The sequence below is a fragment of the Yersinia sp. 22-579 genome, assembly GCF_030433455.1.
In the GTDB taxonomy this organism is placed as follows: domain Bacteria; phylum Pseudomonadota; class Gammaproteobacteria; order Enterobacterales; family Enterobacteriaceae; genus Yersinia; species Yersinia enterocolitica.
The window spans coordinates 1-14,692 of the sequence record NZ_JAUJTZ010000013.1 but is presented as its reverse complement, the minus strand read 5'-3'; the positions used below and the strand labels follow the sequence as shown (position 1 = coordinate 14,692).

The window sequence follows — 14,692 nt, the reverse complement described above, 5'->3', positions numbered from 1 at the left end:
TGGATAGGCTATTAGGCGGCTTATGAGTTATGTAAAAGTTATTCAATAAGTCGCTTATTTGTTTAAGAAGCTATGCGCTAGTTCAAAATGCGGTAAGTTAGATAGGTATTCACAGAGGTTATATGACGTATAATGCGGCCCTCTGTGGAATAACCCTTGTATATAGAGGTGAATGTAATGGGTGGTATAAGTATTTGGCAGTTATTAATCATTGCCGTGATTGTTGTTCTGCTGTTTGGTACTAACAAACTGCGGACATTAGGGTCAGATCTGGGCGCATCCATCAAAGGTTTTAAAAAGGCGATGGGTGATGAGCCACAAACTCCGCCAACTGACGCTAATAAAACCAGTAACGATGCTGATTTTGCAAAATCGATTACTGAAAAACAGCAGCCAGTTGCTAAAGCTGAAGAGTCTAAGAGTCACGACAAAGAGCAGGGATAAGCTGTGTTCGACATCGGGTTTAGTGAACTGCTGCTGGTTCTTGTAATAGGCCTGGTCGTACTCGGGCCAGAACGGCTACCGGTTGCTGTTAGAACAGTTGCGGGTTGGATTCGTACATTGCGCTCACTTGCGGCCACCGTGCAAAACGAATTAGCGCAAGAGCTTAAGATTCAAGAGTTGCAAGACAGCCTGAAAAAAGCAGAAGAAGCCGGTTTGCAGAACCTGACACCAGAGCTGAAAGCCTCAATGGATGAACTCAAAGAGGCTGCTGAGGCACTGAAACGTTCATATCATTCTGACATTGGTTCGGAAGCACCTCACACGATCCATAATCCGCTCATTACCGAACCGGAAGCTATTCATGATGGTGTTACGCCCGCCGAGTCTGCAACGAAGGCTCAAGCATCACCTCAAGCACCGGCTACTGACGTTGATAAAGCTGTCACCCCGACAGCGGTTGAAACTGTCCCTAATAACAATGAGAAACCCATTGTTCAGGTTGAGGCATTTTCTGCGTCTATCTCTTCTGTAGATAGAGAGCCGGTTCCTGTTACGAACACACCCGTAACTCAGGTACAAACGGCTACAGTGGACACCCATAGCACAGATTCACAGGGTGCTGCCCAACCTCGAACTCACCAACCTGGCGGCGATCGGTAAACATGGCTGTTGATGATACCCAACCCCTTATTACTCATTTAATAGAACTGCGTAAGCGGCTATTGAATTGCATCATCACTATTTTAGTGGTTTTTTTCGTATTGGTTTTTTTTGCCAATGATATCTACCACCTGGTTTCAGCACCGTTGATCAAACAACTTCCTGTTGGTTCCAGTATGATCGCAACAGATGTCGCATCACCATTCTTTACCCCGATTAAATTGACCATGATGGTCTCGGTGTTTGTTTCAGCGCCGATGATCCTCTATCAGGTTTGGGCATTTATAGCCCCTGCGCTGTATAAACATGAGCGCCGCTTGATGGTCCCGCTGCTGATATCTAGTAGCTTCTTATTTTATCTGGGAATGGCATTTGCCTACTTTGTTGTTTTCCCGTTAGCTTTTGGTTTTTTTGCCAAAACAGCGCCGGAAAGTGTGCTTATCGCAACGGATATCACTAAATACCTTGATTTTGTTATGGCACTTTTTATGGCTTTTGGTATTTCTTTCGAAGTACCGATTGCGATAATTCTTCTGTGCTGGGCTGGGGTGACAACGCCTGAAGCATTGAAGAAAAAACGCCCTTATGTGTTTGTTGGTGCTTTTGTTGTGGGGATGCTTCTCACCCCACCAGATGTGTTATCACAGACATTATTAGCGATCCCGATGTATCTGTTATTTGAAGTGGGAGTGTTCTTTGCTCGTTTCTACACCGGCAAACAACGCCGTACAGATATTGAGGAAGAGGATGAAGAAGTCGATAATCATCCTAAAGAGTCTTAAGTTTCTACTTTGATATTTTAGCCGCCCTCTGGGCGGCTTCTGTTTTGGGACACTTATGTTTGATATCGGTGTGAACTTAACCAGCTCACAATTTACAAAAGACTGTCCTCAAGTCGTGGCTCGGGCAAAAGAGGCTGGTGTTACCGGTATGCTGATTACCGGTACAAATGCTGAAGAGAGTCAGGCAGCCCTTGAGCTTGCAATGGCTTATCCGGATTATTGCTGGTCAACCGCAGGTGTTCATCCCCATCATGCGAGCAGTTGGCAAATAGATGTGGAACAGCAAATCAGGGCATTGGCAACCAATGTCAGTGTGGTCGCCATTGGTGAATGTGGTCTGGATTTTAATCGCAATTTCTCTACTCCAGTTGAGCAAGAAGTTGCCTTTACAGCACAGTTAGCCTTGGCCGCTGAACTTTCTTTGCCGGTATTCCTGCATTGCCGAGAGGCACATGATCGTTTCATCACTCTACTTTCACCTTGGCTAGATAAAATCCCCGCAGCTGTTGTGCATTGTTTTACCGGCACTGCTGATGAATTGGATTCCTGTCTGGCATTGGGCTTATCTATCGGTATCACCGGTTGGGTTTGCGATGAACGCCGTGGCCTTGAGCTGAGGGTGTTATTGCCGCGTATTCCTGCCCAACAATTACTGTTAGAAACTGATGCCCCATATTTATTGCCGCGGGATATACATCCTAAACCTGCATCTCGCCGCAATGAGCCCTGCTTTCTGCCTCATATCGTCCAGCAGGTTGCTGTCTGGCGACAAGAAGACCCTCAATGGCTGGGACAGAAAACTGATGAAAACGCCCGCCGGATTTTCCGGTTGGTTTGAGTTAGGAGAACAATATGAGCTATGCATTTCCGGGCACTTTCCCTGGTCGCCGTATGCGCCGTGTGCGCCGTCATGATTTCAGTCGTCGACTGGTCGCTGAAAATCAGCTGACAGTTAATGATTTGATCTATCCGGTGTTTGTTATGGAAGGAAACAACCATCAGCAAGCCGTTTCGTCTATGCCGGGTGTCTCGCGTATGACGATTGATTTGTTGGTGAAAGAAGCTGAGACCATTGCCAAGCTTGGCGTCCCGGTCATATCGTTATTCCCGGTCATTGAACCAGGTATGAAGTCATTACACGCGGAAGAAGCTTATAACCCAAATGGTTTGGTACAACGCACTGTGCGTGCATTAAAAGACGCAGTACCAGAGTTAGGTATTCTTACGGATGTTGCCCTTGACCCATACACAACACATGGGCAAGACGGTGTGATTGATGCTGATGGTTATGTCATTAACGATATCACCAAAGAAATTTTAGTGCGTCAGGCCTTATCACATGCAGAAGCTGGCGCAGAGATAGTTGCCCCGAGCGATATGATGGATGGCCGTATTGGTGCTATTCGCGATCAGTTAGAACTTGAAGGGCTGGTAAATACACAAATCATGGCGTATTCAGCCAAGTATGCCTCTTGTTACTATGGCCCATTCCGCGATGCCATTGGCTCCAGTAGCAATTTGAAAGGTGGCAATAAAAAAACCTATCAAATGGACCCGGCTAATAGCGATGAAGCGTTGCAAGAAATCGCTCAGGACTTACAGGAAGGGGCGGATATGGTGATGGTTAAACCGGGTATGCCATATTTGGATGTGGTGCGCCGGGTGAAAGATACCTTTGGGGTTCCGACCTTTGCCTATCAGGTTTCCGGCGAATATGCGATGCATATGGCTGCAATACAAAATGGCTGGCTGCAAGAGAAACCGACGGTGATGGAGTCACTATTGTGCTTTAAACGCGCGGGTGCGGATGGGGTATTAACCTATTTTGCCAAGCAAGTCGCACAATGGCTGCATGACGATCAGATGCAGCGTTAACCGTTTGGTTATCAAGAAGATTGGTTATCAATAATAAGTGCCAAGGTAGGCACTGAAATACCTACCTTGGCACTGTGAGTTAAGTATCTTACTGTTTTTCGAATTGACGATTATCCAGGCTTTGCAACACTGGGCTATTGAGCATATTCAGTAATAGCATTGAGCGTGCCTCGCCATCTGGTTCGGTATAAATTGCCTGTAACCCAGCAAAAACACCCTCTGTAATAATCACGGTATCACCAGGCGTAGGTATCTCTGGCGCAATGATTTTATCCGTTGTATGGGATTGCATTTCGCTAATCACCATTGCCGGAATGACCGCAGGTTGTACACCAAACCTGACAAAGTGGCTTACACCTCGGGTGGCACTTATCGTTGTGGTATGAATATGTTCCGGATCAAACTCCACAAATAGATAATTCGGGAATAATGCTTCCGTGGTTTCAATTCGTTTTCCTCGCATTATCTTTTCGATAGTGACGATCGGTGTCCAGCAGTTCACTTCTTGCCGCTCTAAGTGCTCTTTAGCGCGCAAAAGCTGACCACGTTTACAATATAATAAATGCCAATGTTTCATAATTTCATATGCCTTTAGGTACTACTTGGCAGCATAACAAAAGTGGGGATACATATACAGTGAGCAAAAAAACGTCATTTGATATATATATTTGTTATGTAAAGAGTTAGCTATATTTTATATCGACAACATTCTATCGGTGCGGGTAAATGTTAATGCCAAATAGCAGCATGCTATTTTTTCGAGTTGGCCCGCATTCATTTTTAACAAAAAGACAGCAACTGCTATAAAGACAGCCTATAATGGCGCATCACCTGGCCGCCGAAATGATCAGCATGAAATACCGTGACTTACGTGACTTCCTCTCGTTGCTGGAACAGAGGGGCGAACTTAAACGAATTAGCCAGCCTATTGATCCCTATCTGGAAATGACAGAAATAGCCGATCGTACTTTGCGAGCTGGCGGGCCTGCATTGCTTTTTGAGAATCCGAAGGGCTATAACATGCCGGTGCTGTGTAACCTGTTTGGTACGGCTAAGCGGGTTGCGATGGGGATGGGGCAAGAAGATGTCAGTGCATTGCGAGATGTCGGCAAGCTATTGGCTTTCCTGAAAGAGCCTGATCCGCCGAAAGGTTTTCGTGACCTGTTCGATAAACTGCCTAAATTTAAGCAGGTATTGAATATGCCGACGAAATGCTTAAGCTCTGCCCCGTGCCAAGAGCAAGTGTGGGAAGGGGAGGATGTCGATCTGAGCCGAATCCCTGTTATGCACTGTTGGCCGGAGGATGCTGCCCCATTAGTCTCTTGGGGGCTAACGGTGACTCGCGGGCCGCATAAAGAGCGGCAGAATCTGGGCATTTATCGCCAGCAAGTGTTGGGCAAAAACAAGTTAATTATGCGCTGGCTTTCCCACCGAGGCGGCGCTTTAGACTATCAAGAATGGTGCGAAGCGCATCCTGGTGAACGTTTCCCGGTTGCCGTCGCGTTGGGTGCTGATCCTGCGACTATTTTGGCTGCGGTAACACCGGTGCCAGATACTTTATCTGAATATGCTTTTGCCGGCTTATTGCGTGGGCATAAAACCGAAGTCGTAAAGTGTCTTTCCAGCTCACTTGAAGTTCCTGCAAGTGCAGAAATTGTATTGGAAGGATATATTGAGCAGGGTGAGATGGCACCGGAAGGCCCTTATGGCGATCATACCGGTTATTACAACGAGATTGATAGCTTCCCTGTCTTTACCGTCACACATATTACCCAACGCAAAGACGCGATTTATCATTCAACCTATACTGGACGTCCACCGGATGAACCGGCGGTAATGGGCGTTGCGCTGAACGAAGTATTTGTTCCTATTTTGCAAAAACAATTCCCAGAGATTGTTGATTTTTATCTGCCGCCAGAAGGCTGTTCATACCGTTTGGCAGTGGTGACCATCAAGAAACAGTATGCTGGTCATGCTAAACGCGTGATGATGGGCGTTTGGTCGTTTTTACGCCAGTTTATGTATACGAAATTTGTTATTGTTTGTGACGATGATATTAACGCCCGTGATTGGAATGATGTTATTTGGGCGATTACGACCCGAATGGACCCGTCGCGCGATACGGTGTTAATTGAAAATACACCAATAGATTATTTGGATTTCGCCTCACCGGTTTCCGGTTTGGGATCGAAAATGGGGCTGGATGCCACCAACAAATGGCCAGCTGAGACTCCGCGTGAATGGGGGCGTCCAATTAAAATGGATGAAGAAGTCCGCGCCCGCGTTGACGCTATTTGGGACGAGCTCGCTATTTTCAGTGACAAAGAGACGAAACGCTAACCGGCGTCCATTTTGTCCTTAGTTTTGCATTTGATGACCCGACAGAGGGAAGGCATGACAACTTTAAGCTGTAAAGTAACCTCCGTAGAGGCCATTACCGATACGGTGTACCGGGTGCAATTGGTACCTGCATCTGCATTTTCTTTCCGTGCTGGGCAGTATTTGATGGTCGTGATGGATGAACGCGATAAGCGTCCATTCTCTATGGCATCCACGCCACTGCAAAAAGACTCCATTGAGCTGCATATCGGGGCTTCGGAGCTGAATTTATACGCCATGGCGGTAATGGACCGAATTCTGAAAGAGAAAACGTTGGATGTGGACATCCCTCACGGTGAGGCATGGTTCCGCGAGGGCAGTCATCGTCCACTGATACTGATTGCAGGCGGTACCGGTTTTTCCTATGCGCGTTCAATTTTGTTGGCGGCGTTAGCAGAACAGCCTGATCGTGAAGTTTCTATCTATTGGGGTGGGCGCGAAGCGGTGCATTTATATGACCTCAGCGAATTAGAAGCGCTGTCGATTCAGTATCCGCAGTTGAAAGTTATCCCAGTAGTTGAGCAACCAGAAGAAGGCTGGCGTGGCCGAACCGGAACTGTGCTAAGTGCCGTATTGCAAGATTATGGTTCTCTTGCCGAGCAGGATATTTATATTGCAGGTCGTTTTGAAATGGCGAAGATTGCTCGTGAGCGTTTTTGTGCCGAGCGCGGTGCACTGGAAGCGCATATCTATGGTGATGCTTTCGCTTTTATCTAAGTAAAATGGCAGATAAAAAAGCCCGCCCCTGACAGGCGGGAAAACGGCAACTAAACTCTGGTATCAGGGCCTGTATTCAGGCCCTAAATGTTTTTGGGTTATACGCGCTCAAAGATGGTAGCAATGCCTTGGCCTAAGCCGATACACATGGTTGCCAGACCGAATTGCACGTCACGGCGCTCCATCAGATTGAGTAACGTGGTAGAAATACGCGCTCCTGAACAGCCCAATGGATGACCGAGAGCAATGGCTCCCCCATTCAGGTTTACCTTATCATCCATACTTTCCAGCAAACCCAAGCCTTTCAGGCAAGCCAGTGACTGAGCAGCAAACGCCTCATTTAATTCAAATAACCCAATATCTTCGAGCTTAAGCCCAGCACGTTTTAGTGCCAGTTGGCTGGCGGGTACTGGGCCATATCCCATAATCGACGGATCACAGCCGACGACAGCCATTGAGCGAATACGGGCGCGTGGTGTTAAACCTAATGATTTTGCTCGGGATTCGCTCATGATAAGCATGGCAGAGGCACCATCGGAAAGTGCTGATGATGTCCCTGCGGTTACTGTGCCATTCACCGGGTCAAAGGCTGGACGCAAAGCCGCTAACCCAGCCAGATTGGTCTCTGGGCGAATAACTTCATCGAAATCAAAGCGTTTTAATATGCCATCAGCATCATGCCCATTGGTGGCGACAATCTCTTTAGCAAAATGGCCCGCCTGAGTAGCAGCATAAGCGCGCTGATGGGAGCGTACCGCAAACTCATCTTGTGACTGGCGACTGATATTGTGGATTTTTGCCAGCATTTCAGCTGTTAACCCCATCATACCAGCGGCTTTAGCCACCGTGCGGCCCATGCCAGGATGGAAGTCCACGCCATGATTCATCGGCACGTGGCCCATATGTTCTACGCCACCAATCAAACTGACTTGTGCATCACCCACCATGATAGCCCGAGCTCCATCATGCAAAGCTTGCATCGAGGACCCACACAGGCGGTTAACGGTTACCGCCGGGACGCTATGGGGAATTTCTGCCAGCAAAGACGCATTGCGGGCGATGTTAAAACCCTGCTCTAGAGTTTGTTGCACACAGCCCCAATAGATGTCGTCGATTTCGGCGGCATTCAGCTTAGGGTTGCGGCTCAGCACTTCTCGCATTAAATGCGCGGAGAGGTCTTCTGCCCGAACCTGTCGGAATGCACCGCCTTTGGAGCGGCCCATCGGTGTACGGACGGCATCAATAATGACTACATTTTCCATGTTTTCAGACCTCATGCCGGTTGACTGATAGAAACATCAAGCAGCGCTGCTGCCACAGGATAATAGCTTTCGTTATGTTCGGCTTTGGCTCTCAATCCCGGCGGGACTTGATACAACGCCCCAAGATGGGTGTAGCGTTGAGCCATTTCGACATAATTTGCACTGCCGATAGTATCAAGGTAGCGGAAGACGCCGCCGTGGAATGGAGGGAATCCAAGGCCATATACCAACGCCATATCACCTTCAGCCGGGCTGGCAATAATGCCTTCTTCCAGGCATCGCACCACTTCATTGATCATCGGGATCATGGTACGGGCGATAATATCGTCATCGCTAAATTTCTGAAGCGGCTGGCTGACTTGCGCCAGTAACGTATCTACTTGTTCATCATTCTCTTTACGCGGTTTGCCCTTAGTATCTTGGGTATAGCGGTAGAAGCCTTGGCCATTCTTTTGACCAAACCGTTGGTTATCAAACATCACGTCAACCGCATCGCGATAATCTTTATTCATGCGTTCAGGGAAACCAACGGCCATCACGGCCTGCGCATGGTGCGCGGTATCAATGCCCACCACATCTAATAGATAAGCAGGGCCCATTGGCCAGCCAAATTGCTTTTCCATCACTTTATCAATTTGGCGGAAGTCCGCACCGTCTCGGACTAACATGCCGAATCCCGCCAGATACGGGAATAAAACACGGTTAACAAAGAAGCCTGGGCAATCATTGACTACAATCGGGGTTTTACCCATTTGTGTGGCGTATGCCACAATCGTGGCGATAGTTTTATCTGAGGTTTTGGTGCCACGAATAATTTCAACCAATGGCATCCGGTGCACTGGATTGAAGAAATGCATGCCACAGAAGTTTTCTGGGCGTTTAAGGGATTTGGCGAGCTGATCAATCGGAATTGTGGAAGTGTTAGAAGCCAGAACAGTTTCTTCGCCAATAAGCGTTTCAACCTCTGCCAGAACCGCCGCTTTGACTTTTGGATTTTCTACCACCGCTTCCACGATGATTTGGGCGCGTTCAATACCGGCATAATCTAATGTTGGCTGGATGGTTGCTAAGATATTTGCCATTTTCAGGCCATCTATCTTGCCGCGCTCCAGCTGCTTATTCAGCAACTTGGCCGCTTCATTCATCCCTAATGTGAGGGATTTGTCATTAATATCTTTCATGATGACCGGCACACCTTTCAGTGCCGACTGATAGGCAATCCCACCGCCCATAATCCCGGCACCTAGCACTGCGGCCTGTTTGGGGGCGCTGACACCTTTGGATAGCTTTTTAGCCTGACCTTTAACATATTGGTCATTCAAGAAAATACCGACTAATGCCCGCGCTTCATTGGAACCAGCTAAGGGAACAAAACTATTGGTTTCCAGTTTCAATGCTTCAGCGCGGCCAAATTTCGCCGCGGCCTCAATAGTTTTTACGGCAGTCAAGGGAGCCGGATAGTGTTTACCGGCGACTTGCATGACCATGCCTTTGGCAATGGTAAAGCACATCGCAGCTTCGGTCGGATTGAGCTTCAGTGGCTCTAATTTCGGGCGACGTGCAGCTTGCCAGTCGAGTTTTCCGTCAATCGCTTGTCTCAACATGCTTAACGCGGCATCGACCAACTTTTCGGGGGCGACGACGGCGTCAACCAGCCCAACCTTTAAGGCATCTTTGGCAATAATGTCTTTGCCAGCCGCAATAATTTCCAGCGCACTGTCTGCGCCTAATAGCCGAGGTAAGCGAACTGAACCGCCGAAGCCCGGCATGATACCGAGTTTAGTTTCCGGTAGGCCGATACGTGCTTCTGGCGAGGCCACGCGAAAATCAGTCGCTAAGATACATTCACACCCGCCACCCAGTGCATATCCATTGATTGCTGCAATGGTTGGCACCGGTAAGTCTTCCAAACGATTGAAAATATCGTTGGCGAAAACCAACCATTGATGCAACTTTTCTGGTGGCTCATTAAACAGGGATAGAAACTCGGTGATATCGGCACCGACAATAAAGGCTGCTTTGGCTGAGCGTAATAGCAACCCTTTGAGTTCACTTTGTTTTTCTAACACAACCAAGGCTTCGCCCAGATTGGCTACAGTTTGGGTATCCAGCTTATTAACTGAACCTGGTGCATCAAACACCAACTCGGCAATGCCGTTTTCCAGCCAGTGAAGCTTTAGTGTTTCGCTTTGGTAGAGCATATCTATCTCCTGAATAAGCGCATGTGATCTGGTATGACCAGATATTCAGGAAGTGTGGATATTTTGTTAATGAATTGCAAACAAGAGATTGATTTTTTGCAGTGAAGATCACAGTCAATCAGGTGGGATAATTGATTTTTATCATATTTATTCACGACAGTTTTGCGCGTAAGGTAGCGTAATTAACTCGCAAATAAGAGGTCGTCGAAACATGACTTTGGCGACTATGATAAGATGAAAAAATTAAGTTCTAATAGCGAAGGGTACTGTGATGGAAACGCTGGCTTCTTTATATAACGAACATTTGTCCACCCTGCAACAACGCACCCGCGATGTGTTAGAGCGCCATCAGTTGGATGCTTTATTGATTCATTCCGGTGAGTTACAACGTATTTTCCTTGATGACCGCGACTATCCTTTTAAGGTTAATGCTCAATTCAAAGCTTGGGTACCGGTGACACAAGTTCCAAACTGCTGGTTATGGGTTGATGGCGTTAATACGCCGAAGTTATGGTTTTACTCCCCAGTAGATTATTGGCACAGTGTTGAGCCACTTCCAGACAGCTTCTGGACCAAATCACTTGATATTCAGCCTTTAGCCAATGCCGATGATATTGCACAGCAATTGCCGGTGCAGCGCGAGCGAGTTGCCTATATTGGTTATGCTCAGCAACGCGCTCAGGCTCTGGGTTTCAGTGCTGAAAACATTAACCCTAAACCGGTGTTGGATTACCTTCATTTCTACCGCTCTTATAAAACAGATTATGAGCTGGCGTGCATGCGTGAAGCGCAAAAGACCGCAGTGGCTGGGCATCGGGCTGCTCATGAAGCATTTCAGTCCGGTATGAGCGAGTTTGATATCAATCTGGCCTATCTGATGGCCACGGGGCATCGTGATACTGATGTTCCATACGATAATATTGTTGCGCTGAATGAACATTCGGCGGTATTGCATTACACCACCTTACAGCATCAGCCGCCGGCAGAGATTCGTAGTTTCCTGATTGATGCGGGTGCTGAATACAACGGCTATGCTGCTGACTTGACCCGTACCTATGCTGCAGACAGTGAAAACGATTTTGCTGCACTGATCAAAGACCTTAATTATGAACAGCTTGAGCTGATCAAAACCATTAAAAGTGGTGAGCGCTACACCGATTATCATGTTCAGATGCATCAACGTATTGCGAAGTTACTGCGCACTCATAATCTGGTCACCGGTATCAGCGAAGAGGCAATGGTTGAACAAGGCATTACTTGTCCATTCCTACCGCACGGGTTGGGTCACCCGCTAGGTTTGCAAGTGCACGATACTGCGGGCTTTATGCAGGATGATAAAGGGACGCATCTCAGCGCGCCCTCCAAGTACCCTTACTTACGTTGTACCCGTATTCTGCAACCGCGCATGGTGCTGACTATCGAACCGGGCCTCTATTTTATTGAATCACTCTTGGCACCTTGGCGCTCAGGAGAGTTCAGTCAGCATTTCAATTGGGATCTTATTGAAACACTGAAGCCTTATGGTGGCATTCGTATAGAAGACAATATCGTTATTCATGATAATCGGGTTGAGAACATGACACGCGACCTGAAGCTGGACTGATGCAGCCTTATTTGATACCTGCGGCTCCGGTGACTATCAGCGAAGAGATTAAAAAAAGTCGTTTCATCACCTTACTGGCTCATACCTGTGGGGTGAATGAAGCGAAAGATTTTATTCAGCAGGTAAAGCAACAACACCCAACAGCCCGGCATCATTGCTGGGCTTTTGTTGCCGGGACACCCACAGATTCACAGCAATTAGGTTTTTCCGATGATGGCGAGCCTTCGGGCACAGCGGGTAAACCAATTCTGGCTCAATTGATGGGCAGTGGGATAGGTGAAATTACTGCGGTTGTTGTGCGCTATTATGGCGGTATCAAGCTGGGTACTGGCGGGTTAGTCAGAGCTTATGGCAGTGGTGTTCAGCAAGCGTTAAAACAGATTGAAGTAAAATATAAAGTCCCGCAGGTAGAATATACTTTGCAGTGTGACTATGCGCAGCTCGCGATGGTCGAAACACTATTACAGCAGGTTGAAGGCCAAATTTTACAGAGTGAATATGCACAACTCGTGACTCTTCATCTCTCTTTGCCAGCAACTCAAGCCAGTCAGGTCGGGGATAAATTGCGGGATCTCAGTCGTGGTACGTTGCAATTGACGCCCATTTCGCAATAATCCCCATCCAAGTGAATTGCTAAGGAACGTGCCGGAATGCATTTTCGTGCCATAACCCGTATTGTTGGCCTGCTAGTCATCTTATTCTCCGGGACAATGTTTATTCCCGGGCTAGTGGCCTTGATCTATCGTGATGGTGCCGGCCGTGCCTTCAGCGAAACCTTCTTTGTTGCTTTGTCGATAGGCCTGTTGCTGTGGCTACCGAACCGAAAGCAGAAGCATGAATTGAAACCGCGCGAGGGGTTTCTGATTGTAGTGCTGTTCTGGACGGTGCTGGGCAGTGTCGGGGCATTACCTTTCTTATTCTCTGAGCGCCCGAACCTTTCGCTAACTGACGCATTTTTTGAATCCTTTTCTGGGCTGACCACCACTGGAGCCACCACGCTGGTGGGGTTAGATTCACTGCCTAAGGCCATTTTATTCTATCGGCAAATGCTGCAATGGCTGGGCGGCATGGGGATTATCGTATTGGCAGTGGCCATTCTGCCTATTTTAGGTGTCGGGGGGATGCAGCTCTATCGAGCTGAAATGCCAGGGCCATTGAAAGACAATAAAATGCGCCCCCGAATCGCCGAAACTGCGAAAACACTATGGCTTATCTATGTCTTGCTGACCATTGCCTGTGCACTTTCTTTATGGGCCGCGGGGATGTCGGTGTTTGATGCTATCTCTCACAGCTTCTCGACTATCGCGATAGGCGGCTTTTCTACCCATGACGCCAGTATCGGTTATTTCAACAGCCCAACGATTAACACCATTATTGGTGTTTTTTTGCTGATTTCGGGCTGTAACTTTGGTTTGCATTTCGCTGTACTCAGTGGCCGCAGTTTGAAAGTTTATTGGCGTGATCCCGAATTCCGTATGTTTATCTTTGTACAATTGACGCTAGTTATCGTTTGTACCTTGGTGCTCTGGCAGCACAGCGTATATAAGTCGGGGCTGGAAACCTTAAATCAGGCATTTTTCCAAGTGGTCTCAATGGCGACCACGGCGGGCTTCACAACGGACAGTATTTCTAAGTGGCCGTTGTTCCTGCCGATACTTTTATTATGCTCCGCGTTTATCGGGGGATGTGCTGGGTCAACCGGTGGTGGCTTGAAAGTTATCCGTATCCTGTTGCTCTATCTACAAGGCTCGCGTGAATTAAAACGTTTGGTTCATCCGAATGCGGTTTACACCATCAAGCTGGGGCGGCGAGCATTACCGGAACGAATACTGGAAGCTGTCTGGGGGTTCTTCTCCGCATATGCTTTGGTTTTCATTATCAGCATGTTGGCCATCATTGCGACGGGTGTTGATGAGTTTTCTGCTTTCGCGGCAGTGACTGCAACTTTGAATAACCTTGGGCCCGGCTTAGGTGTTGTCGCTGATAACTTCACTTCTATGAATCCTGCTGCTAAATGGATATTAGTGATAACAATGTTGTTTGGCCGGTTGGAAGTTTTCACTTTGCTGGTTCTCTTCACCCCAACATTCTGGCGTGAGTAATTCTGCATAAGGAACATTGCTATGAAAGTATTGATACTTTACTCCAGCCGAGACGGCCAAACGCAAACCATCGCCTCTTATATAGCTAAGGAATTATCAACCGCAGCTACGTGCGAAATACAGGACTTGGCCGAGGTGGGGCAAATAGATCTGAGCCAGTATCAACAAGTGATGATTGGCGCTTCTGTTCGTTATGGGCATTTCAGTCCGGTGTTGAGTAAATTCGTCAATAAACACGTCGAACAACTTAATCAGATGCCGAGTGCGTTCTTTGCCGTCAATCTGACTGCGCGCAAACCAGAGAAGCGTTCACCACAAACTAATGCCTATGTGCGCAAGTTCTTACTTAGCACACCTTGGCAGCCAACATTGTGCGCCGTATTCGCTGGAGCCCTGCGTTATCCTCGCTATCGGTGGATAGACAAGGTCATGATTCAACTTATTATGCGTATGACGGGTGGAGAAACGGATACCAGTAAAGAAGTTGAGTATACCGATTGGCAACAGGTTAGTAGTTTTACTCAGAATTTCTCGGCGCTACAGTACGAAAAATAGCAATAATGGTGGTTATGACCGCAAATTGTTGAAATAAAACACGGTTGAAAAGTTTTTTGAAATTAGGGGTTGCAGGCTGTCAGGAACTCCCTATAATGCGCCTCCACTGACC

14 protein-coding genes are annotated in these 14,692 nt (G+C 47.6%); 11 read left to right on the top strand and 3 right to left on the bottom strand.

Translation table 11 applies throughout. From position 1 onward, the window contains the following. Window positions 1–177 precede the first annotated feature (177 nt). The 5 genes from tatA to hemB are packed head-to-tail and all read left to right on the top strand — an operon-like array spanning window position 178 to window position 3,761. On the top strand, window positions 178–444 hold the full coding sequence (tatA, locus tag QSV56_RS15825) for a Sec-independent protein translocase subunit TatA (protein WP_005165598.1): 267 nt from the start codon (window positions 178–180) through the stop codon (window positions 442–444). 3 nt (window positions 445–447) lie between these two features. Beyond that, on the top strand, window positions 448–1,104 hold the full coding sequence (gene tatB, locus QSV56_RS15820) for a Sec-independent protein translocase protein TatB (RefSeq protein WP_019080144.1): 657 nt from the start codon (window positions 448–450) through the stop codon (window positions 1,102–1,104). A 2-nt stretch (window positions 1,105–1,106) separates the two neighbouring features. Then, a complete protein-coding gene (tatC, locus tag QSV56_RS15815) occupies window positions 1,107–1,886 on the top strand; it encodes a Sec-independent protein translocase subunit TatC (protein WP_019080143.1) in 780 nt (259 codons plus the stop codon). Window positions 1,887–1,941: 55 nt separating this feature from the next. Beyond that, a complete protein-coding gene (gene tatD / locus QSV56_RS15810; protein WP_019080142.1) occupies window positions 1,942–2,724 on the top strand; it encodes a 3'-5' ssDNA/RNA exonuclease TatD in 783 nt (260 codons plus the stop codon). A gap of 14 nt (window positions 2,725–2,738) precedes the next feature. After that, window positions 2,739–3,761: a porphobilinogen synthase gene (hemB, locus tag QSV56_RS15805; RefSeq protein ID WP_046050042.1), complete on the top strand. Its 1,023-nt coding sequence runs from the start codon at window positions 2,739–2,741 to the stop codon at window positions 3,759–3,761. Window positions 3,762–3,849: 88 nt separating this feature from the next. Here the strand turns inward: hemB and rfaH are convergent, their stop codons facing one another. After that, window positions 3,850–4,338: a transcription/translation regulatory transformer protein RfaH gene (gene rfaH / locus QSV56_RS15800; RefSeq protein WP_019080140.1), complete on the bottom strand. Its 489-nt coding sequence runs from the start codon at window positions 4,336–4,338 to the stop codon at window positions 3,850–3,852. A gap of 266 nt (window positions 4,339–4,604) precedes the next feature. On the opposite strand from rfaH, the gene ubiD reads away from it, so the two are divergent. Together ubiD and fre are read left to right on the top strand one after the other, a co-directional pair. Further along, window positions 4,605–6,101, top strand: coding sequence for a 4-hydroxy-3-polyprenylbenzoate decarboxylase (ubiD, locus tag QSV56_RS15795; protein ID WP_032900832.1), 1,497 nt, complete (start codon window positions 4,605–4,607; stop codon window positions 6,099–6,101). A gap of 54 nt (window positions 6,102–6,155) precedes the next feature. Next, the gene (gene fre / locus QSV56_RS15790; RefSeq protein ID WP_046050043.1) at window positions 6,156–6,857 is read left to right on the top strand and encodes an NAD(P)H-flavin reductase; all 702 of its coding nucleotides are present in this window, start codon (window positions 6,156–6,158) and stop codon (window positions 6,855–6,857) included. Window positions 6,858–6,955: 98 nt separating this feature from the next. Here fre and fadA read toward each other — a convergent pair whose 3' ends face one another. Both fadA and fadB read right to left on the bottom strand, forming a co-directional pair. Continuing rightward, complete coding sequence (gene fadA / locus QSV56_RS15785; RefSeq protein ID WP_019080137.1) at window positions 6,956–8,119, bottom strand: acetyl-CoA C-acyltransferase FadA; 1,164 nt, start codon at window positions 8,117–8,119, stop codon at window positions 6,956–6,958. An 11-nt stretch (window positions 8,120–8,130) separates the two neighbouring features. Continuing rightward, window positions 8,131–10,320, bottom strand: a complete 2,190-nt coding sequence (gene fadB, locus QSV56_RS15780; RefSeq protein WP_050132298.1) for a fatty acid oxidation complex subunit alpha FadB — start codon at window positions 10,318–10,320, stop codon at window positions 8,131–8,133. 271 nt (window positions 10,321–10,591) lie between these two features. Here fadB and pepQ point away from each other — a divergent pair, with 271 nt between their 5' ends. The 4 genes from pepQ to hemG are packed head-to-tail and all read left to right on the top strand — an operon-like array spanning window position 10,592 to window position 14,580. Then, complete coding sequence (gene pepQ, locus QSV56_RS15775) at window positions 10,592–11,923, top strand: Xaa-Pro dipeptidase (RefSeq protein ID WP_219642987.1); 1,332 nt, start codon at window positions 10,592–10,594, stop codon at window positions 11,921–11,923. Continuing rightward, window positions 11,923–12,537 carry an IMPACT family protein gene (locus QSV56_RS15770; protein WP_019080134.1) on the top strand — a complete coding sequence of 205 codons (615 nt, stop codon included), beginning with the start codon at window positions 11,923–11,925 and terminating at the stop codon, window positions 12,535–12,537. Before pepQ ends, QSV56_RS15770 begins: the two co-directional genes overlap by 1 nt. A 36-nt stretch (window positions 12,538–12,573) precedes the next feature. Further along, window positions 12,574–14,025, top strand: a complete 1,452-nt coding sequence (gene trkH / locus QSV56_RS15765; protein ID WP_005178118.1) for a Trk system potassium transporter TrkH — start codon at window positions 12,574–12,576, stop codon at window positions 14,023–14,025. 21 nt (window positions 14,026–14,046) lie between these two features. Further along, window positions 14,047–14,580: a menaquinone-dependent protoporphyrinogen IX dehydrogenase gene (hemG, locus tag QSV56_RS15760; protein ID WP_019084308.1), complete on the top strand. Its 534-nt coding sequence runs from the start codon at window positions 14,047–14,049 to the stop codon at window positions 14,578–14,580. The last annotated feature ends 112 nt before the right edge of the window (window positions 14,581–14,692 follow it).